This is a genomic window from Pseudomonas sp. G11-1 (assembly GCF_024031555.1).
Taxonomy (GTDB): Bacteria; Pseudomonadota; Gammaproteobacteria; order Pseudomonadales; family Pseudomonadaceae; genus Halopseudomonas; species Halopseudomonas bauzanensis.
Window position 1 is genome coordinate 534,331 of the sequence record NZ_QEYQ01000001.1, and the last position, 19,718, is coordinate 554,048.

General features: G+C 61.1%; 16 protein-coding genes and 1 tRNA gene. 7 read left to right on the forward strand and 10 right to left on the reverse strand.

The window, feature by feature from the left end; genetic code table 11:
• Nucleotides 1-276: 276 nt before the first annotated feature.
• Nucleotides 277-2,013 carry a malate dehydrogenase (quinone) gene (gene mqo, locus DHB74_RS02520; RefSeq protein ID WP_499160685.1) on the forward strand — a complete coding sequence of 579 codons (1,737 nt, stop codon included), beginning with the start codon at nucleotides 277-279 and terminating at the stop codon, nucleotides 2,011-2,013.
• 74 nt (nucleotides 2,014-2,087) lie between these two features.
• Here mqo and DHB74_RS02525 read toward each other — a convergent pair.
• Nucleotides 2,088-2,178 (reverse strand) — tRNA-Ser (locus tag DHB74_RS02525).
• A gap of 302 nt (nucleotides 2,179-2,480) precedes the next feature.
• On the opposite strand from DHB74_RS02525, the gene zigA reads away from it, so the two are divergent.
• From zigA to DHB74_RS02540, 3 genes are all read left to right on the forward strand, one after another.
• Nucleotides 2,481-3,686 carry a zinc metallochaperone GTPase ZigA gene (gene zigA / locus DHB74_RS02530; protein WP_036988549.1) on the forward strand — a complete coding sequence of 402 codons (1,206 nt, stop codon included), beginning with the start codon at nucleotides 2,481-2,483 and terminating at the stop codon, nucleotides 3,684-3,686.
• Nucleotides 3,687-3,824: 138 nt separating this feature from the next.
• Nucleotides 3,825-4,514 (forward strand): crotonase/enoyl-CoA hydratase family protein, encoded by a 690-nt coding sequence (locus tag DHB74_RS02535; RefSeq protein WP_036990008.1) that lies wholly within the window; start codon nucleotides 3,825-3,827, stop codon nucleotides 4,512-4,514.
• The gene (locus tag DHB74_RS02540) at nucleotides 4,514-5,578 is read left to right on the forward strand and encodes a metal-dependent hydrolase (protein WP_136868930.1); all 1,065 of its coding nucleotides are present in this window, start codon (nucleotides 4,514-4,516) and stop codon (nucleotides 5,576-5,578) included. The genes DHB74_RS02535 and DHB74_RS02540 overlap by 1 nt, the downstream gene beginning before the upstream one ends.
• Nucleotides 5,579-5,599: 21 nt before the next feature.
• On the opposite strand, the gene DHB74_RS02545 is transcribed toward DHB74_RS02540, so the two are convergent.
• Complete coding sequence (locus tag DHB74_RS02545) at nucleotides 5,600-6,703, reverse strand: AI-2E family transporter (protein WP_036988546.1); 1,104 nt, start codon at nucleotides 6,701-6,703, stop codon at nucleotides 5,600-5,602.
• Between the two features lie 207 nt (nucleotides 6,704-6,910).
• On the opposite strand from DHB74_RS02545, the gene DHB74_RS02550 reads away from it, so the two are divergent.
• Nucleotides 6,911-8,125 (forward strand): MFS transporter, encoded by a 1,215-nt coding sequence (locus DHB74_RS02550; RefSeq protein ID WP_499160686.1) that lies wholly within the window; start codon nucleotides 6,911-6,913, stop codon nucleotides 8,123-8,125.
• Here the strand turns inward: DHB74_RS02550 and DHB74_RS02555 are convergent.
• From DHB74_RS02555 to DHB74_RS02575, 5 genes are all read right to left on the reverse strand, one after another.
• Complete coding sequence (locus DHB74_RS02555) at nucleotides 8,116-8,442, reverse strand: AzlD domain-containing protein (RefSeq protein WP_036988543.1); 327 nt, start codon at nucleotides 8,440-8,442, stop codon at nucleotides 8,116-8,118. The two genes, DHB74_RS02550 and DHB74_RS02555, sit on opposite strands and share 10 nt — an antisense overlap.
• Nucleotides 8,439-9,161, reverse strand: coding sequence for an AzlC family ABC transporter permease (locus DHB74_RS02560; protein WP_499160687.1), 723 nt, complete (start codon nucleotides 9,159-9,161; stop codon nucleotides 8,439-8,441). The genes DHB74_RS02555 and DHB74_RS02560 overlap by 4 nt, the downstream gene beginning before the upstream one ends.
• A 78-nt stretch (nucleotides 9,162-9,239) precedes the next feature.
• Nucleotides 9,240-12,713, reverse strand: a complete 3,474-nt coding sequence (locus tag DHB74_RS02565; protein ID WP_499160688.1) for a hybrid sensor histidine kinase/response regulator — start codon at nucleotides 12,711-12,713, stop codon at nucleotides 9,240-9,242.
• Between the two features lie 94 nt (nucleotides 12,714-12,807).
• Entirely contained in the window at nucleotides 12,808-13,188 is a 381-nt protein-coding gene (locus DHB74_RS02570; RefSeq protein ID WP_036988541.1) for a diacylglycerol kinase, read from the reverse strand.
• Nucleotide 13,189: 1 nt separating this feature from the next.
• Nucleotides 13,190-13,861, reverse strand: coding sequence for a response regulator transcription factor (locus DHB74_RS02575; protein WP_036988540.1), 672 nt, complete (start codon nucleotides 13,859-13,861; stop codon nucleotides 13,190-13,192).
• A 445-nt stretch (nucleotides 13,862-14,306) separates the two neighbouring features.
• Here DHB74_RS02575 and DHB74_RS02580 point away from each other — a divergent pair, with 445 nt between their 5' ends.
• Complete coding sequence (locus DHB74_RS02580) at nucleotides 14,307-14,705, forward strand: PA3611 family quorum-sensing-regulated virulence factor (protein ID WP_036988539.1); 399 nt, start codon at nucleotides 14,307-14,309, stop codon at nucleotides 14,703-14,705.
• A 33-nt stretch (nucleotides 14,706-14,738) separates the two neighbouring features.
• Here the strand turns inward: DHB74_RS02580 and DHB74_RS02585 are convergent, their stop codons facing one another.
• The 3 genes from DHB74_RS02585 to DHB74_RS02595 all read right to left on the reverse strand — a co-directional run bounded on the left by DHB74_RS02585 (nucleotide 14,739) and on the right by DHB74_RS02595 (nucleotide 16,967).
• Nucleotides 14,739-15,131: a regulatory protein RecX gene (locus DHB74_RS02585; RefSeq protein ID WP_051610695.1), complete on the reverse strand. Its 393-nt coding sequence runs from the start codon at nucleotides 15,129-15,131 to the stop codon at nucleotides 14,739-14,741.
• Nucleotides 15,132-15,198: 67 nt separating this feature from the next.
• On the reverse strand, nucleotides 15,199-16,236 hold the full coding sequence (gene recA / locus DHB74_RS02590; protein WP_036988537.1) for a recombinase RecA: 1,038 nt from the start codon (nucleotides 16,234-16,236) through the stop codon (nucleotides 15,199-15,201).
• A gap of 218 nt (nucleotides 16,237-16,454) precedes the next feature.
• On the reverse strand, nucleotides 16,455-16,967 hold the full coding sequence (locus DHB74_RS02595; RefSeq protein WP_036988531.1) for a CinA family protein: 513 nt from the start codon (nucleotides 16,965-16,967) through the stop codon (nucleotides 16,455-16,457).
• Nucleotides 16,968-17,054: 87 nt separating this feature from the next.
• On the opposite strand from DHB74_RS02595, the gene mutS reads away from it, so the two are divergent.
• Nucleotides 17,055-19,631 (forward strand): DNA mismatch repair protein MutS, encoded by a 2,577-nt coding sequence (mutS, locus tag DHB74_RS02600; protein WP_499160689.1) that lies wholly within the window; start codon nucleotides 17,055-17,057, stop codon nucleotides 19,629-19,631.
• The last annotated feature ends 87 nt before the right edge of the window (nucleotides 19,632-19,718 follow it).

The following is a 19,718-nucleotide window of genomic DNA, read 5'->3' on the forward strand; positions in this document are numbered from 1 at the left end:
GGGGTCCGTCCTTATGGCTATAGAGGAAGGGCCGAGACACTACCATGTTATACTATAACAAAACAATAGTGGGCGACTGACCGGATTTCACGGTCCCTGGTGGCTGAGCCGTTGCGTACTGATTCAGCGCCACTGACGCCTGCACGGGCTAATCTTTGCAACTGATCCAGCGTTCACGCAGTCCATAGTATTGCGTGTACTTTCCGCTCTCCTCGGCGTGCGACGGACAGGTCAACTAGCGGAAGGTTTTCAGCCATCCAGCAAATCGAGACTGCTATGAAAAACAATATTGTTGCAGCGCTATGCTTCTCTCTCTGCCTGCTTCCTGGGCATACCTTTGCCCAGAGCGGGGACGGCGCGCGGGGCGGCGGCGAGATCGTCGACATCACCCTGATTGGCGGCGGCACCATGAGTGTGACGCTGGCCACCTGGCTAAACGAGCTGGAGCCCGACTGGAATATCCGACTTTACGAGCGCAGGGACGGCATCGCTCAGGAAAGCTCCGACGGCTGGAACAATGCTGGGACGGGACACTCGGCTTTCTGCGAGATGAATTACACCCCCCAGGATGAAGATGGAAGCGTTGATATTGCCCGGGCCATCAATGTCACCGAGCAGTTCGAAATATCGCGCCAATTCTGGGCGCACCAGGTCGAACGAGGCGCGCTCCGTGACCCGCAGAGTTTTATTTCCACAGTTCCGCACATGAGCGTTGTCTGGGGCCAGGAGAATATCGATTTCCTGAGCGAGCGTTACCAGAAGATGTCGAGCATCCCGCTGTATGCCGGCATGCAATATACCGAAGACAACGCCACTATCGCCGAGTGGATGCCACTGGTCATGGACGGTCGTGAAGACAATACCCCCATGGCGGCCACTCGTATGGACCTCGGCACCGAGGTCAATTGGGGTGTGCTGACACGTCAATTGGCAGACCACTTGGCCAACCAGCCGAACGTAACGCTGACTACCGGCAGCGAAGTGCGCGAGTTGGAGCGCAACGAAGATAGTACCTGGCGGATCACGGTCGCGGATGTCGATAGCGGCGAAGAGACTATCGTCAACAGCCGCTACGTATTCAACGGAGCGGGGGGAGCGGCCCTGTTGTTGCTGCAGGAATCCGGTATCCCCGAAGCCAAGCACTACGGCGGTTTCCCTGTAGGTGGCTCCTTCCTCTACACCACCAACCCAGACGTCGTGTCACGCCACCAGGCCAAGGTCTACGGCCTGGCTGCGGAGGGCTCGCCGCCCATGTCCGTACCTCATCTGGATCTACGTTACCTGGATGGAACACCAACATTGTTCTTCGGTCCCTTCGCTACGTTTTCCACCAGATTTCTGAAAGAAGGTTCCTGGACCAACCTCTTCGATTCCATGACCTTCAGTAATGTGCTGCCCATGATGAAAGTCGGGCTGAGCAATTTCGGTCTGGTGCGTTATCTGGTGGGAGAAGTGATGCAGGACCGTGAGGATCGCCTGGACGCGCTGCGTGAATATTATCCCGAGGCCAACCCTGACGACTGGCAGCTCTGGACCGCCGGCCAACGGGTGCAGATCATCAAGAAAACCGATGATGGCAGCAAATTGCAGTTTGGTACCGAAGCGGTCGTGTCCGAGGATGGCACCATGTCCGCCCTGTTGGGCGCCTCCCCTGGCGCATCCACCGCACCACCGATCATGCTCAACCTGCTGACGCGGGTATTTCCTGATCGGGTCGAAAGCGCAGAATGGCAAACCAAACTCAAGGAAATCATCCCTTCGCTGGATATGAAACTGGCGGATAATCCGGAGCTGTTGCGCGAGGTACGACTCAATACCGCGCGGGCGTTGGAGCTGGAGGGCCAGGAAGCGTTTATTCTGGCCAATATGGCCGCAGACGACAGCAGTGAAGCACAGGCGACCGAGGGCAGCAGCGAAACCTTCGAGCAAACTACCGAGCCAGAGAGTGGCGAAGTTGGCGATGTGGAGAATGCTGATGAAGAAGAGCGCAGGGAGAGTGCAACAGACCGATAATCCGCAGCAGGCAGGACAAGACTAACTGAGCAGAAACAACAAAGCCCCTGTTAAGGGGCTTTGTTACGTTTATCTGGCGGAGAGCGAGGGATTCGAACCCTCGATACGCTATTAACGTATACACACTTTCCAGGCGTGCTCCTTCAGCCACTCGGACAGCTCTCCGCAATCTCGGTACTGGGTTTCCCCTGTTCCGAGGCGCGCTAATGTACCTAAACCAAGCCGGTTTGGCAAACGCTATTTGAAGATGCCGCCCCACTGCCGGCGCGATCGCACCCTTGGGTCCAGAGCCGTTTCATGAGAGCCACCAAGGTCGGCGATAAAACGGCTGCCGGGCGCCAACGAGCCAGGATCCAGCTGAAAATCTCCCATCGATCAGCTACAAACACTTCAATTACATGTTACATTATAACAATTCGATAACCACTGAACGATTGCACCTCCCAACCGACATCGAGATTTATCCAATGATTCACCAACTTCCCGTTACTGTACTGTCCGGATTTCTTGGCGCCGGCAAAAGCACGTTGCTCAACCATGTACTGAAGAATCGCGACAACCGCCGAGTCGCGGTGATCGTCAATGATATGAGCGAAATCAATATCGATAGCAGCGAGGTACAGCGCGAGGTGACCCTGAATCGCGCTGAAGAAAAGCTGGTGGAGATGAGCAATGGATGTATTTGCTGCACTTTGCGCGAGGACCTGCTGGAGGAAGTCAGTCGCCTGGCCCGAGAGGGACGCTTCGACTATCTGTTGATCGAATCCACCGGTATCTCCGAGCCACTACCGGTGGCCGAGACGTTCACCTTCCGTGATGAGCAGGGCTCTAGCCTGTCGGACCTGACACGCCTGGACACCATGGTCACCGTCGTCGACGGCGTCAATTTCCTGCGTGACTTCCACGACTCGGAAAGCCTGGCCAGCCGTGGCGAGACGCTGGGCCAGGAAGATGAGCGCACTATCACTGACCTGTTGATCGAGCAGGTCGAGTTTGCCGATGTGATTCTGATCAGCAAGATCGATCTGATCTCCAGCGTCGAGTTCAACGAGCTGTCGGCCATACTCCATAGCCTCAACCCCCACGCGGAAGTCTTGCCTATGAGTATGGGGCGAATACCGCTGGAGAAGATTCTCGATACCGGCCGTTTCGACTTCGAGCGTGCCGCTCAGGCTCCGGGGTGGCTACAGGAAATGCGCGGCGAGCACGTCCCGGAAAGCGAGGAATATGGCATCGCTTCTTGCGCCTATCGCGCCCGTCGCCCCTTTCATCCCGAACGTTTCTACGATTTCCTCACTCGTCCCTGGCAAAACGGTCGGTTGCTGCGCTCCAAGGGCTATTTCTGGCTGGCCAGCAAATACCGTGAAGCAGGTAGTTGGTCCCAGGCAGGCGGGCTGATGCGCCATGGCCTGGCAGGAAACTGGTGGCGCTTTGTATCGAAAGCTCAATGGCCGCAGGACGAGGAAGCACTACAGTCCATCCTTGCTCATTGGGATGGTGAGACAGGCGATTGCCGCCAGGAACTGGTGTTCATTGGCCAGAACATCAACTTCGAACAACTGACCGCCGAGCTGAACGCCTGCCTGCTGGATGATCAGGAAATGGCGGCCGGCTTGGCCAGCTGGGAGCAGTTGCCCGATCCCTTCGGCGCATGGAGCGAAGATGTTGCCTGACAAGCGCACCAATGGACGATGCGGAAACCCTGCTCAAAGGGCAATGTATTAGAGACTCGCCAGTCACTGCTATCTTGGTAAACTGCCAGACGTATGCTGGCTCGTGGCTGGCTGATAATAATCGATGAGGGTTCCTGGATGAGCGAGCTGGTTTCCTACAGTTTTTCCGATGGTGTTGCCGTATTGGCGCTGGATAATGGCAAGGCCAACGCCCTGTCGCCCGAGCTGTTCGAGGCGTTCAATGCCGCCCTGGACCGGGCCGAGCAGGACCGGGCGGTGGTAGTCATCAAGGGCAAGGAAGGGATTTTTTCCGGCGGTTATGACCTCAAGGTCATGACCTCCAGCCCCGAAGCGGCCAAGGGGCTGGTTGCCATTGGCTCGACACTGTCCCGTCGCCTGCTGGCCCATCCTTATCCGGTAATGACAATGTGCACCGGCCACGCCATTGCCAAAGGCGCCTTTTTGCTGCTGTCAGCTGATTACCGTATCGGCGTCGAAGGCCCATTCAAGATCGGTCTCAATGAAGTGGCGATCGGCATGACCATGCACCATGTCGGCATTGAACTGGCCCGGGCACGTCTGACCCACAGCGCCTTCACCCGTTCAGTGATCAACGCCGAGCTGTTTTCGCCGACCGACGCGGTGACAGCAGGCTTCCTTGACCGGGTGGTCCCTGCCGAGGCACTGGAGACTGAAACCATGGCCATGGCCGCGCAGCTGACCAAGCTGAACATGACTGCCCATCGCAATACCAAGCTGAAGACCCGCAAGGCGCTGCTGGAGTTACTGGATCAGTCGATCGCCGAAGACAAGCTGCATAATCTCTGATGGACTCCATCACTCAGGCAGTGCTGGGCGCGTCGATACAGGGCGCCCTGCTCGGACGTTGGCAGGGCCGCAAGGCCCTGCTGTATGGAGCGATACTGGGCACGCTGCCGGATCTGGATGTCGTGCTGGACTACGGCGATGCCGTCGCCAACATGACCTATCACCGTGGTTTCAGCCATTCCCTGCTGGTACTGAGCGTCGTGAGTGTGCTGCTGGCCTGGGCAGTGCGGCGTTTTCGTCCGCATCCTGAGTACAGCGGCGTCCGGCTCTGGTTCTGCATCTGGCTGATCCTGATCACCCATGTGTTACTGGATGCCTTCACTACCTATGGCACCCAGCTGTTCTGGCCGCTGACGACGCCACCGGTGGCGATCTCCAGCATCTTCATCATCGATCCGCTGTACACCCTGCCGTTACTGCTGGCGGTTATCGCCGGGCTGGTATTGGGGCTGCGCAGGCGTAGCGGTCTGCGTCTGCAATATGCCGCGCTGGCCTTCAGCAGCCTGTATCTGGCGAGCACCCTGGCGGGCAAGCAGATGGCCGATCACCGGCTGGAACAAGCCCTGGCCAATGCGGGCATCCAGCCGCAAGCCACCTTCACCTCTCCTACGCCCTTCAATACGGTGTTATGGCGTGTGGTGGCGGTAGACGGGGATGATTATTACGAAGGGTTGGTCAGTTGGTTCGACCGCCAGCCAGTGCAGCTTGAGCGTTTATCGCGCCACGCCAGCGCGGCGCAGCCCGTGTTGCTGGACTCGCCACAACACCAGCGCCTGCGCTGGTTTGCCGGTGATCTGCTGCGCTATGACCTGATCGATGACCAGTGGGTAGTCACCGACCTGCGGTTGGGGATGACCGGCTACCATCCATTCCGCTTCGCCCTGGCTACGGTTGGGCCAGACGGGCAGGATGCCGAACTGATCGAGTTCGCCGAGCTATGGCCAGCGCCGAGTGCCGAGCTGCAGGCACTGTCCTGGCTGCAGCGGCGCGCGCTGGATGAGCATTACCCGGTCTCTCTGGTACGCCTGGCCGAACCGCTGACATTGCCGCCCACGCTGCCTTGAGCCCACCACTCAAGGCGGCGCTTAGCGTGACTCCTGATAATCGGCGACCAGTACCGCTGCGGTATCTTCTTCGTGCACCCACTCCCGCCAGATGGCCAGCAGCAACGCCATCAACACCGGGCCAATGAACAGGCCGACCAGCCCCATGGTGGTGACCCCGCCGATCAGGCCAAAGAATGTCAGCAGGAACGGCAGCTTGATCGGGCCACCGACCAGCGAGGGACGGATGGTCTTGTCGACAATGAACAGCTCCACCGAACCCCAGATGAACAGGCCCACCCCCGCCACAGTGTCGCCACTGCCGATCAGGTACAGCGACACCAGGGTGAAGGCGAGCGGCGCGCCTCCGGGAATCAGCGCCATGACCCCGGTGATCAACCCCAGCGCTACCGGCGATGGCACACCAGCGACCCAGTAGGCGATGCCAAGGATGATGCCTTCGCCGATGGCGATCAGGCCCATGCCGATGACTGTCGAGGTAACCGTCGCCGGCACCATGCGCGAGAACCGCTGCCAGCGTGCTGGCAGCACTTCCTCACCGACCCGGTCGACCTGCCTCACCAGCACGTAGCCATCACGGTACAGAAAGAACAGCGTAATCAGCATGAACAGCAGCGCCAGAGCCAGGGAAAAAGCCATGCCGCTCATGGCCATGATCACACGGGAGATGTTGCCCAGGTGTTGACCACTGGCCATCTGGATGATTTCACTGATGGCGTGGGGATGATTCAGATACTCGTCCCATTGCTCGGCCAGCCAGGAGCCGACCAGTGGCAGCGCGGCGATCCAGCCAGGCACATCGGTCCCTTCACGGTTGGCCTCTACCAACCAGGCCATCCACACCTGCGCCTCTTCCAGGGCGAAGGAAAACGCCATGGTCAACGGCACGATCAGCACCCCGAGAATCAGCAGAATGGCGACTGTCGCAGCCAGCGTTCGACTACCGCCACATAGCCGCAGCAGTCGCTGGAACAGCGGCCAACTGGCAAAGGCGATGATCAGCGCAGCCAGGACCGGGACAATAAAACCGTGGAAGAAATAGATCCCGGCGATGATTACCAGTAGCAATAGCCAGCGTGCCGCAGTATTCGACGGCATGATAGATGGGGGTGGCGTTGTACTCATAGGCTCCCTTCGTTGTCCGTTAATGGCCGGGTCGATTCCACGATCGCCCAACCATCATAACAGCAGGACGCGGAGCGGCAGCGGGAATACTTTTACCAGCTGTTATCCGATGGATACCGCATAAGTCCGATTGATACACGATGTGGCGCCCATCCTATCGCCCCATCTGCGATAATGGTGCGGTTTTCCGCCCGCGAGATATCCTGAATGCCCAGCCCGGAGGCGCCTTCCGCCCTGAACAGCAGAAATACCCTGCCCATTGCCGCGTGCATGCTGGCGCTGTTCACCACCATTCTTGCCAGCCACATGCCCACCCCTCTGTATGCCGTCTGGCAGCAGAACTGGGGGTTTTCCGCCACGGCGTTGACTGCAGTCTTCTCGGTGTATGTGCTGGGCGTGGTCATCACCCTGCTGACCTTGGGCTCGCTGTCGGACCAGCTTGGCCGGCGGCAGGTCCTGGTACCGGGCTTGCTGTTCATCCTGTCCGGCTCGATTATCTTCATGCTGGCCGGGGATATCTATGAGCTGGCCCTGGCGCGCCTGCTCACCGGTATCGGCACCGGCATGGTCACCGGCGCGGCAACGGCGGCCGTGGTGGAACTCGAACCGGATGGCAACTGGGCCCGGGGCGCGATTCTCACGGCACTGGCCTTCACTCTGGGCGCCGCTACCGGCCCGACAGTCAGCTCACTGATGTTGCGCTGGACCGACCATGGCGATGTGTGGCCGTTTCTGGTGGCCGTGGCGCTGTGTATCACCACTCTGATCATGCTGATAAGCGCGCCCTGGCCTGCCCACCTGGGACAGCGCCAGCAGGGCTTTCGCCTGCGCGCCTGGCGACCCACGCCGATCAAGGTGCCGCGTGCGCTGCTGGGTATCTTCCTGTTCGCTGCTGCGGCCATTTCCCTGGCCTGGTCCACCGGCAGCCTGTATTCGTCGCTGGGGCCGACCCTGGCACGGGAGCTGATCGGCATCGATGATCTGGCCATGGCCGGGTTGTTCGCGGCAGCGTGGCAGCTGGTGGCCGGGCTGAGCCAGTTTGCCGCCCAGCGCCAGCCGCTCAATCGGCTGATCATCGCCGGCCCACTCCTGCTGATCACCGGCCTGCTCGCACTGGGCGGCGCCGTGTGGCAGGCATCGGTCTGGCTGTTCATCGCGGCAACCCTGATCACGGGTATGGCTGCCGGTGCCATTGGTGTGGTTGCTACCGTGTCGATCGCCCGCGCGGCGCCCCCTGCCGAACGGGGCGCAACGACCTCGGCCTTCTATCTGGCCGCCTACCTGACCATGGCCACCGTGGTGCTGAGCATCGGTTTTGCCAGTGATCAGATCGGCCTGGTGAACAGCATGCTCGGCTTTATCGGGCTGATCTGCTGCGCGGCGCTGAGCATCATGCTGTTGCGCCACCGGCTTCAGCCATAGAACCAGCGCCAGAGGAAGAAGCACAGCATGCCGCCGGCGATGGTCGCCAGCAGATTACGCCAGCGGGCGGCAATGAGGATGGCGGCAACCCCGCCGACCAGGTAAGCATTATCCAGGGTCAATTGCAGGCCATCACCGTCCGGCATGAGCATGATCGGCGCAACAATGGCCGTCAGCACCGCCACCGGCACATAGGTCAGCGCCCGCGCCACCAGCGGATTGAAACGCACCCGGTGGCCGACGGCGAACAGGGTGTAGCGGATGACGAAGGTGATGACCGCCATACCCAGGATCAGGGCAATCTCGAAGCTGCTCATTCGACCTCCGGCACAGTCAGGCGCTCTCGCCCCGCTGCATGCTCAGCCAATACCCCGGTCACAACTCCGAGCAGCGCCGCCAGCATCAGGCCCAACTGGTACGGCAGCCCATGGGCCAGCACCGCAGTACCGCCCGCCACCAGGGCGGCGATGATCATCGGCCGATTGCGCAGCAGGGGCACGACAATGCCGATGAAGGTGGCCACCATGGCGAAATCCAGCCCCCAATCAGCCAGCCCCGGCAGCGCCTGACCGAGCAACACGCCGACGAGGGTGCAGACAAACCACACGCTGTACATGGCCAGGCAGGAGCCCAGAAAATACCAGTGCTTGTGTTCCAGCGGCCCCTTGTCGAGCAGGTAGTGCCGGTGTACCACGGCAAAGCTTTCATCGGTCAGCCAGAACGCCAGCGGCACCCGCCAGCGTTGCGGCAGGTGCCGCACATGGGGCAGCAGACTGGCGCTGTACAGCGCATGGCGCAGGTTGACGATCAAGGTAGTCAGCAGAATCACCACCAGCCCCGCACCAGACGCCACCAGACTGGCAGCGACGAACTGGGCGGAGCCGGCGAACACCAGCGCGGACATGGCCAGCGTCGCACTGATCGACAGGCCGGAGGAGACGGCAAGGGTGCCGAAGACGATACCGAACGGCAACGCGCCAACCAGCATGGGAATGGTATCGCGCATGCCGAGCAGCAGCTCTCTCGAACGTGACATCATGATCTCGATTGTTGGTACGGAAGGAGACACCCGAGGGGGCGTCATCGGATTCTATCAGCTTGCTCGTCCGCCGCGTCAGAGATTGACGTAGCGACTGATCAGCGCTCGCAACGCCGCCGGCTTCACCGGTTTGGGCAGGTAATCCAGGCCATTGAGGCGGATACGCATGATCAGCTCATCGCGCCCGTCGGCGCTGATCACCACACCCGGCAGCGTGGTGGCGGACAGCTCTCGCAGCCAGCTCATCAGCTCGATACCGGTATCGCCATCATCCAGGTGGTAATCGACCAGGACCAGCTCGGGGCAGAAACCCGAGTCCAGCAACTGCTGCACTTCCCCACGATCGCGGGCCACCGCGACATTGCATTGCCAGCGGCTCAGCAGGCTGTTCATGCCGGTGAGGATATTCGGCTCGTTATCGATGCACAGCACCTGGGCACCGCTCAGTGCCGGCGCGCTTTGCGCGTGGGGTGTGCGGGTCCGACGATCATAGCTGTCCACCGGCACCGTCACGCTGAATACACTGCCATGGCCCGGCCAGGAGCGCACCGCCAGCTCATGACCCAGCACCCGGCACAGGCCATCGGCGATGGCGAGCCCGAGACCCAGTCCCTTCTCAGCCTGAGTGCGATGGTTGTCCAGCCGCTGGAATTCCTCGAAGATGGTTTGCAGTTTGTCCCGCGGGATACCCGGCCCCTGGTCCCAGACCTCGATGCGCACCTTGCCTGGCAACCGGCGCATGCCCAGTACCACCCGGGAATTGGCCGCGTAACGGAAGGCGTTGGTGAGAAAGTTCTGCAGCACCCGGCGCAGCAGCCGGATATCACTGCGCACCCGCAAACGGCTGCCGTAAACCCGCAGGTCGACGCCCTGCTCCGCCGCCAGCGCACCGAATTCGATACGCAGCGGCTCGATCAGCTCGGTGAGCTGGAAGCTGCTCCATTCCGGGGTAATGCGGTCGGACTCCAACCGCGACAGGTCCAGCAGATCGGAAATCAGATCCTCGGCTGAGCGCAGTGAGGTGTCCAGATGCCGTACCAGTTCCTGGGCTTCCTGTGGCAGGTTGGGCTGATGCGCCAGCGAGGCGGAGAACAGGCGTGCCGCATTCATCGGCTGCATCAGATCATGGCTCACGGCGGTGAGGAACCGCCCTTTGGACTGGCTGGCCTGCTCGGTCTGCGCCTTGGCCTGGATCAGCGCCTGGTTCAACTCGGACAGTTCCCGGGTACGCTCGACGACCCGCTGTTCCAGCCCCTCGTTGGACTCCTTGAGCCCCTTCTCGGCTTCGCGGAACGCGGTAATATCGGTAAAACTCATGACAAAGCCGCCGCCGGGCATCGGATTGCCAATAATCTCGATCACCCGCCCATTGGGAAACAACCGCTCCGAGCGATGGGCGGTGCCCCGACGCATCCAGTTGACCCGCTTGTCCACATGCATCTGCGGATTGCCCGGACCACACAAGCCACGCCGGGCATTGCACAGGATAAGGTCGGCGATCGGCCGGCCGATGGTGATCAGCCCCTCCGGATACTGGAACATCTCCAGGTAGCGGTGATTCCAGGCTACCAGGCGCAGCTCCTTGTCCACCACGCTGATACCCTGGGTGATATTCTCGATGGCACCCTGCAACAATCCGCGGTTGAACTGCAACACCTCGGAGGCCTCGTCGACGATGCGCACCACATCCTCGAAGTGCATGTCGCGTCCTTCAATGGCCGCCTTCACCACCACCCGCGCCGACGAGGCACCCAGTACCCCCGCCAGCAGACGTTCAGTCTGGGTAATCCAGCCGCTGTCGGCGACCTGATTCGGGATGAAGGCTACATCCTGCGCCTCGGCAAAGCGCTCAAAGCCGGCGCGGGCGCGCTCGTCACCCACAAAGCGTGCCGCCAGAGTCAGCAGATCATCCACGGTAACCCGCAGCATGGCTCGGCTGGGGCCATCGGCCCACTGGTCGCCGTCCAGGCTGACGAAGCGGCTGGCCTGCCAATGTTCCAGCACCCGGGTGCGGCTGAATGTGGATACCACCACGAATACGGCAAAGTTGCAGCCCAGCGCGATCATGCTGCCCAGCGTCAGGCCATCGACCGGCAAGCCGAAGGCGTTGCTGTAGATTTCAGCGAGCAAGGGCCAGTCCGCAGTGCCATTAATGCCCAGCACCGGCAATATCAACAGATACAGCCACAGTGCGATACCGACCACCAGCCCGGCGAACACGCCAGTGCGGTTGGCCTGCTTCCAGAACAGCGCGCCGAACATCGCCGGCGCCAGTTGAACGATGGCAGCAAAGGCAATCTGCCCGGTATTGGCCAGACTGCCGGCGCTACCGATCATGCGATAAACCACATAGGCCAGCAGCAGGATGATCAGGATACTGCTGCGGCGAATATTCAGCAGCCAGCCACGAAACTCTTCATAAGAGCGTTCCGACTGCTTCTGGTTGCGCAGCAGCAACGGCAATACCACGTCATTGGACACCATGGTACTCAGGGCAATGGCTGCCACGATCACCATCCCGGTGGCCGCCGAAGCGCCCCCCAGGAAGGCCAGCAATGCCAGTACCGGCTGGCCTTCCATCAGCGGCAGATTGATCACGTAGGAGTCAGGGGAGTGGGCCGCGCCAAAACTCAATTGCCCGGCCAGACTGATCGGCACGACGAACAAGCCGGCCAACACCAGATAGGCTGGAAACACCCAGCGCGCCATGCGCAGATCCGACGACTTGATATTCTCCACCACCGTCACCTGGAACTGCCGGGGCAGGCAGAGGAATGCCAGGATCGCGATGAAAGTCTGGAACAGCAGGTTGGTGTGCATGGTTTCGCGCTGCCAGTACTCGGCCAGCTCTGTGCTGTTGCCCGCCCGCTCCAGCAGGTCGGCAAAACCACCGAACAACCCGAAGGTGACGAAAACCCCCACCGCAAGAAACGCCAGCAGCTTGACCACCGATTCAAAGGCAATGGCCAGCATCATGCCGCGATGATGCTCGGTGGCATCCAGACTGCGGGTACCGAACAAAATGGTGAACAGCGCCAGCAGGAAGGTTACCACCAGCGCAGTATCCTCCGCTCCCTGCGCGCCCTCGGCCAGGGCCGCTCCCTGCCCGGTCAGCAGGGTAAAACCCAGCACGATGCCCTTGAGCTGCAGGGCGATATAAGGCAGCACGCTGACCAGGCACAGTAGCGCAACCACCACGCCCAGCCCCTGGGACTTGCCGTAACGCGAGGCGATGAAGTCGGCGATGGAGGTGATATTTTCCTGTTTGCTGATCGCCAGCATGCGGGCGTACAGCCGCCAGCCCAGCATGAACAGGATCACCGGACCGATATAAATAGGCAGAAAGTCCCAGATCTGGCCCGCCGCCATTCCTACCGCACCGAAGAAGGTCCAGCTGGTACACCACACCGCCAACGACAAGCTATAGACCCAGACCCGCACACGCGGGCTGAACTCGTCGGTCTGCCGATCACCCCAGAAGGCGATAGCAAACAGGCAAGCCATATAGATCAGGAAGGTGGACGCAACCAGTCCGCCGGAAAGCATCATTGACGGTCAATCTCGGAAATGGAGAGTGCGTAGTCTGGCAGGCAGCGACCGCTTTGCCCAGAAGCGGCGCCTCATACCTAAGTCGAAGTAGACTTCAATTGCTCAGCAACACCAGCGCCCAGACCACCGCGATCAGAAACAGGCTCAACATCTGCGCGGCGCTGCCCATATCCTTGGACGCCTTGGACAAGGGATGGCGTTCCAGGGAAATGCGATCGATAGCCGCTTCGATGGCGGAATTCAACAGCTCCACCACCAGTGACAGCACCACACAGGCGATCAGCAGTGCTCTGGCTGGCGCCGAGACCGGCAGTACACAAGCGATTGGGACCAATACCATCGCCAGCCAGACCAACTGCCGGAAGGCCGCCTCCCCCTGGTAGGCCACCTTGAGCCCATCCAGCGAATAGCCGCAGGCAAGCCAGATGCGCCTGACGCCTGTGATGCCTTTGTAGGGGTTTTCCGGCGGCTCCATGTCAGGAGTGCGACTGGCGGCCCGACCTGGCCAGCTCCATATGCTGCAGCGCCAAGGCCGCCTGGGTACGGGTGCGTACACCCAGCTTGCGGAAAATAGCCGTTACATGCGCCTTGATGGTCGCTTCGGAAACGCTCAGTTCATAGGCTATCTGCTTGTTCAGCAAACCATCGCAGACCATGCTGAGCACCCGGAACTGCTGCGGCGTCAGGCTGGCCAGCTGGGTACTGATGGCTTCCTCCTCCGCACTCAGCGGAGCGACATTCTCATCAACCTGTGCCGGCCAGCAGACATCGCCATCGAGCACGTCCTGCACCGATTTCTGGATATTCTCCAGACTGGAGGATTTGGGGATAAAACCACTTGCGCCGAAGTCCCGCGCACGCTTGACCACCGCGGCCTCTTCCTGGGCTGATATGACGATCACCGGGACATGAGGATAATGGCTACGCAGCAATACCAGGCCGGAAAAACCGTGGGCGCCCGGCATGTTCAGGTCGAGCAGCACCAGATCCCAACTACTGCGCTGGTCGAGCAGGGCCTGCAACTCGGCAATCGAACCGGCCTCGGTCAGCTTGATCTCGGCACTCAGGCCACTGCTCAGCGCCTGAAACAGAGCGCTGCGAAACAATGGATGATCGTCCGCAATCAGAATCTCGTAGATAGGCCCCATGCCGCTTCCTGCCTGTGTTGTGTGTCCGGATATGTCATCGCGCAGCGACACAGCCTGACATTGGAGACAGCATCCGTCAATTTGTTTACCGGAACCCAACAGCACACGCGGTGTCTTTCTCCGGTTGCGCTGCTGGCGGGTGCCGCCTGCTGGGCAATCCATGTGTTGCTGGCCGGCATACTGGCCATACGATATGATCCGATTCGCGTATCCTTTATTCAGTTCAGCATCTGCGCCCTGGCTAGCCTGGCACTGGCGCTGCGGTTCGAGAGTATCGACCCTGATGCCATCCGCTGTATCGGCAACACCGCCAAGGTCCGGCCGCTGTTCAGCAGGAGCCAGCCGACCACCACTGAGGAAAATTCATGCCCCCTCAGAACCAGTAGGAGCGATGAAGGTCACAGATGTACGCTCGCAGATATGAACACAGCCCGGTGGAGAACCTATGCGTTACCTTATCGTCATGATTGCCCTGTTGATCGCCCTGCCCAGCCAGGCCGCATCTTTGCGCGAAACCCGTCTGGAAGCGACGTTGAAGAGTGTCGCTCAGCAAAGCAGCAAGGGTACCCCGCGGCAGGTCAATGCCAATATTGTGGATGAAGGCTTCACTGCCGAAGGGCAGGAGCTCATCAATCACCTGACCGTGGACCCTGCTTATGCCTCGCGCATGCAGAGTGACCCACTGGTAGTGCGCAGCCAGCTGCAAAGCAGTGTTTGTGCCGACCAGCGCTTTCGCCGTCTGCTGGACATGGGTGCCACGTTGACTTACCACTTCGTGCTGGCTGACTCCAACCAGCCGGTGCTGACCCAGAGTTTCGTGGCCGATCACTGCCAGGCCATGTAAGTCACGTCGGGATCAAAGTAGCCCCACATGGAGTCAGTTCGAGAAGTAGCCACCGAAGCCGCGATATTGCATGAAGCGTTGCTGCCTCGCTCGCTCCTTGAGGTCACTGGCCGGACCTTCAGGGAAGCGTTTGGCGAAGGCCATCTGGGCCAGAGCGGCCCAATCCCAGGCACCATCACGCAGTACTTCGTCGATCAGCCGCTCGGCCACGCCGCGCTGGCGTAGCTCTTCGCGCAGCCGGACCGGGCCATAACCGCGCTGGCTGCGGGAATAGACGTAAGCCTCGCAGAAGCGCTCATCGCTGAGCAGCCCCTGCTCCTGCAACCGATCCAGCTCCACTTCCGCCATCTCGGTTGCTGCGCCCCGCTGGCGCAGCTTGCGCACTAGCTCGGCGTAGCTGTGTTCGCGCCGGGCCAGCAGATCCATCGCCGAGCGGCGGATAGCCGCCGGGGTATCCAGGCTCTGTTTACCTAACACGCGTCAGTTGCCGATATCAGCCGTCGAGATCGGCATTCTCTTCGACCGCAGCCGTCTTGCTGCTGGCCTTGGGAAGCAACTCATCACGGATGGCCTTTTCGATCTCATCGGCGATCTGCGGGTTGTCAGCCAGGAACTTGGCCGCATTGGCCTTGCCCTGCCCGATCTTGTTGCCCTTGTAGCTGTACCAGGCGCCGGATTTCTCGATCTGACCGATCTGCACGCCCAGGTCGATGATCTCGGCATTATGGTAGATACCGGTGCCATACAGAATCTGGAACTCAGCCTGACGGAACGGCGGCGCCACCTTGTTCTTCACTACCTTGACCCGGGTTTCGCTGCCGATCACCTCGTCGCCTTCCTTCACCGCACCGGTGCGGCGAATATCCAGACGCACCGAGGAGTAGAACTTCAGCGCGTTACCGCCGGTGGTGGTTTCCGGGTTGCCGAACATGACACCGATCTTCATGCGAATCTGGTTGATGAAGATCACCAGACAGTTGGCGTTCTTGATGTTACCGGTAATCTTGCGCAGCGCCTGGGACATCAGACGAGCCTGCACGCCGACGTGGTGGTCACCCATGTCGCCTTCGATTTCGGCCTTGGGCACCAGTGCCGCCACGGAGTCGACGATGATCACGTCCACGGCGTTGGAGCGCACCAGCATATCGGTGATTTCCAGTGCCTGCTCACCGGTATCCGGCTGGGACACCAGGAGGTCATCCACATTCACGCCCAGCTTGCCGGCGTACTCCGGATCGAGCGCGTGCTCGGCATCGACGAAGGCGCAGGTGGCGCCGCTTTTCTGCGCCTGGGCAATAACCGACAAGGTCAGCGTGGTTTTACCGGATGATTCCGGACCGTAGATCTCGACGATCCGGCCCTTGGGCAGACCGCCCAGGCCCAGGGCGATATCCAGGCCCAGCGAGCCGGTGGAGATCGACGGGATCGCCTGACGCTCGTGGTCGCCCATGCGCATGACCGCACCCTTGCCAAATTGACGTTCAATCTGACTCAAAGCCGCTGAAAGCGCCTTCTTCTTGTTGTCGTCCATTGTGCATCCTCTGGTATGGGGGTACGCGAGCGCCCCGGAAAAATGGAAAATCAAAACACTGTATGTATGGTCAGTGATTATTCCACAGTTGTCCGGAATCGCCTACCCCCTTTCATCGAGACTGTGCGGCGATTGGCAACGCCTTCTGCTTCGCCCCTGCAACGACATCTACAGACACCTTAGGGAGCGGCTTGCCCGCGAATGGGTGCCGAGCAACGCTATCGCGCTCTCGCCAACTTCTCCAGCTCCATAATCAGCCCCTCCAGGCCATGCAACACCGCCTGGGCGCGCACGTCCCGGCGGCTGCCCTGGATGCGCCGACATTGACTGAGCACACCTCGATCACGGACAGCCCAGCCAAACCAGACGGTACCCACGGGCTTGTCCGGCGTGCCGCCCTCGGGCCCGGCAATCCCGCTCACCGCCACCGCCAGATCCGCCCCGGCAGCCTCCAGCGCTCCCTCCGCCATGGCCCGCACTACCGGCTCGCTGACTGCGCCGAACTGCAGCAGGTCCTCTTCACTCACATCGAGCCAGCGCACCTTGCTGTGATTGGCATAGGTGACGAAGCCGGTATCGAACCAGCCGGAACTGCCGCTGACCCGGGTTATCGCCTCGGCAATTCCGCCGCCGGTACAGGATTCGGCCGCGGTCACACGCAGGCCCTGCTGACGCAATGCATTGCCCAGTCGGGCGGCGGCGGAATCGATCAGGGGATCATATTGCGACATCGCATGCTCCTCATTCTTACGCTTAAAAGACGGCACCGTTTGTTAGACTATGCCCTTTTCTTGCAGAACTATCGATCAGGGACCTTCATGAGCCGCGCCGAGAAATCCGTTACCCACACGCCGATGATGCAGCAGTACTTTGGCATAAAGCAGCAGCATCCCGATCAGTTGCTGTTCTATCGGATGGGTGATTTCTACGAGTTGTTCCACGATGACGCGAAAAAAGCCGCGCGGCTGCTGGATATCACCCTCACCGCCAGGGGTAATTCCGCCGGCCAGCCGATCCCTATGGCCGGCATTCCCTTTCACGCCGCCGAAGGCTATCTGGCCAAGCTGGTCAAGCTCGGTGAGTCGGTGGTCATCTGTGAGCAGATCGGCGACCCGGCTACCAGCAAGGGGCCGGTCGAGCGGCAGGTGGTGCGCATCCTCACTCCCGGTACCGTAAGCGACGAAGCATTGCTGGATGAGCGCCGCGACAATCTGCTAGCCGCGCTGGTGGGCAACGAGCGACGTTTCGGCCTGGCCACCCTGGATATCAACAGTGGCCGCTTTACCGCGATGGAACTGGGCGGCTGGGAAACGCTGCTCGGCGAACTGGAGCGCCTGGCGCCGGCGGAACTGCTGATTCCCGACGACTGGGAAGCCAATACGCCGATCGAGCGGCGCCGCTCGGTGCGCCGCCGCGCGCCATGGGAATTCGACCAGGACAGCGCTTTCAAGACCCTGACCCAGCAGTTCGCCACCAAGGATCTGGTCGGTTTCGGTTGCGCCGACCTGACCCTGGGCCTCGGCGCTGCCGGTGCACTGCTTTGCTACGCCAAGGAAACCCAGCGCACCGCCCTGCCGCACCTGCGCAGCATTACCCAGGAGCGCTTCGAGGACAGCGTCGTGATCGACAGCGCCAGCCGCCGCAATCTGGAGATTGATTGCAACCTGGGCGGCAGCCGCGACAACACCCTGCTCGATGTGCTGGACCACAGCGCCACCGCCATGGGCAGCCGTCTGCTGGCCCGCTGGCTGAACCGCCCGCTGCGCGACATGGCAGTGCTGCAGGCGCGCCAGGACAGTATTGCCGGGCTGATCGATGGCTACCATTACGAGACCATTCACCCGGTGCTCAAGGGCATTGGTGATATCGAGCGCATTCTCGCCCGCGTCGCCCTGCGCTCGGCCCGTCCGCGGGACTTGGCGCGTCTGCGCGATGCACTGGCCACCCTGCCGGAGCTACAGGCCACGCTGGAGCCGGTAGCCACCCCGCACATAGCGCAGCTGGCGAGGATCGTATCTACCTATCCAGAACTCGCCGAGCTGCTGCAGCGGGCGATCATCGACAACCCGCCGGCGGTAATCCGCGATGGTGGCGTGATCAAGACCGGTTATGACAGCGAACTGGATGAACTGCAGAACATCAGCGAGAACGCCGGTCAGTACCTGATCGACCTGGAAACCCGCGAGCGCGAGCGCACCGGCCTGTCCACCCTCAAGGTCGGCTACAACCGCGTGCATGGCTATTTCATCGAGCTGTCCCGCGGCCAGTCGGCCGAGGCCCCGGCCGACTATATCCGCCGGCAGACGCTCAAGGGCGCCGAGCGTTTCATCACCCCCGAACTCAAGGAGTTCGAAGACAAGGCCCTGTCGGCCCGCAGCCGTGCCCTGGCCCGGGAAAAGCAGCTGTACGATGAACTGCTTGATCGCCTGAATGATGATCTGGCCCACCTGCAGGACAGCGCCGCCAGCCTGGCCGAGCTGGATGTGCTGACCTGCCTGGCGGAGCGCGCCGCCAGCCTGGATTACTGCCGACCGACCTTTGTGTCCGGCAGCAGCCAGCTGTGCATCGAAAAGGGCCGCCACCCGGTGGTGGAAAAGGTGCTCGACGGCCCCTTCGTGGCCAACGACCTGCAACTCACCGCCGATACCCGCATGCTGGTCATCACCGGCCCCAACATGGGTGGTAAATCCACCTATATGCGCCAGACGGCATTGATCGTACTGCTGGCTCATATCGGCGCCTTCGTACCGGCGGCGAAAGTTGAGCTGTCGCCAGTCGATCGCATCTTCACCCGCATCGGCTCCAGCGATGACCTGGCCGGTGGCCGCTCGACCTTCATGGTCGAGATGAGCGAAACGGCCAATATCCTGCACAACGCCACCGACTGCAGTCTGGTGCTGATGGACGAGGTGGGCCGCGGCACCAGCACCTTCGATGGCCTGTCGCTGGCCTGGTCCGCCGCCGAATACCTGGCCCAGGTGCGGGCATTCACCCTGTTCGCCACCCATTACTTCGAACTGACCGCGCTGGCCGATAGCGATCCGGGGGTCGCCAACGTGCATCTGAACGCCACTGAACACAACGAGCGCATCGTGTTCTTGCATACCGTTCTGCCGGGCCCGGCGAGCCAGAGCTACGGCTTGCAGGTAGCTCAACTGGCCGGCGTACCGCGCCCGGTGATCGACCGGGCGCGGCAGCATCTGGCGGACCTGGAACAGCAGAGCCTGCACCAGACGGCGAGCGGATCGGTACGGGACAGCATGCCGCTTCAGAATGATCTGTTCGCCGCGGCGCCGCATCCGCTGGTGGAGGCTCTCCAGCGCCTCAAACCGGACGAATTGAGTCCGCGCCAGGCACTCGAGCTGCTGTATCAGTGGAAGACGGAGTTGGGCTGAAATAGCGACAAATGATAGCCATTATCATTAAAGCTGCAGCCAAATGACGCAAGCGGGTAAAAAACATCCAGCGAAGTGCCCCACCGG

Excerpts from the sequence above, each read along its gene's own strand:
- DHB74_RS02540 (WP_136868930.1), top strand. The coding sequence starts at position 4,514 with ATGGACTCCATCACTCAGGCAGTGCTGGGCGCGTCGATACAGGGCGCC.
- recA (WP_036988537.1), bottom strand. The coding sequence starts at position 16,236 with ATGGACGACAACAAGAAGAAGGCGCTTTCAGCGGCTTTGAGTCAGATT.
- DHB74_RS02535 (WP_036990008.1), top strand. The coding sequence starts at position 3,825 with ATGAGCGAGCTGGTTTCCTACAGTTTTTCCGATGGTGTTGCCGTATTG.
- mutS (WP_499160689.1), top strand. The coding sequence starts at position 17,055 with ATGAGCCGCGCCGAGAAATCCGTTACCCACACGCCGATGATGCAGCAG.
- DHB74_RS02575 (WP_036988540.1), bottom strand. The coding sequence starts at position 13,861 with ATGGGGCCTATCTACGAGATTCTGATTGCGGACGATCATCCATTGTTT.
- DHB74_RS02545 (WP_036988546.1), bottom strand. The coding sequence starts at position 6,703 with ATGAGTACAACGCCACCCCCATCTATCATGCCGTCGAATACTGCGGCA.
- mqo (WP_499160685.1), top strand. The coding sequence starts at position 277 with ATGAAAAACAATATTGTTGCAGCGCTATGCTTCTCTCTCTGCCTGCTT.
- DHB74_RS02595 (WP_036988531.1), bottom strand. The coding sequence starts at position 16,967 with ATGTCGCAATATGATCCCCTGATCGATTCCGCCGCCGCCCGACTGGGC.
- DHB74_RS02565 (WP_499160688.1), bottom strand. The coding sequence starts at position 12,713 with ATGATGCTTTCCGGCGGACTGGTTGCGTCCACCTTCCTGATCTATATG.
- DHB74_RS02555 (WP_036988543.1), bottom strand. The coding sequence starts at position 8,442 with ATGAGCAGCTTCGAGATTGCCCTGATCCTGGGTATGGCGGTCATCACC.
- DHB74_RS02585 (WP_051610695.1), bottom strand. The coding sequence starts at position 15,131 with ATGGATCTGCTGGCCCGGCGCGAACACAGCTACGCCGAGCTAGTGCGC.
- DHB74_RS02550 (WP_499160686.1), top strand. The coding sequence starts at position 6,911 with ATGCCCAGCCCGGAGGCGCCTTCCGCCCTGAACAGCAGAAATACCCTG.
- zigA (WP_036988549.1), top strand. The coding sequence starts at position 2,481 with ATGATTCACCAACTTCCCGTTACTGTACTGTCCGGATTTCTTGGCGCC.
- DHB74_RS02570 (WP_036988541.1), bottom strand. The coding sequence starts at position 13,188 with ATGGAGCCGCCGGAAAACCCCTACAAAGGCATCACAGGCGTCAGGCGC.
- DHB74_RS02560 (WP_499160687.1), bottom strand. The coding sequence starts at position 9,161 with ATGTCACGTTCGAGAGAGCTGCTGCTCGGCATGCGCGATACCATTCCC.
- DHB74_RS02580 (WP_036988539.1), top strand. The coding sequence starts at position 14,307 with ATGCGTTACCTTATCGTCATGATTGCCCTGTTGATCGCCCTGCCCAGC.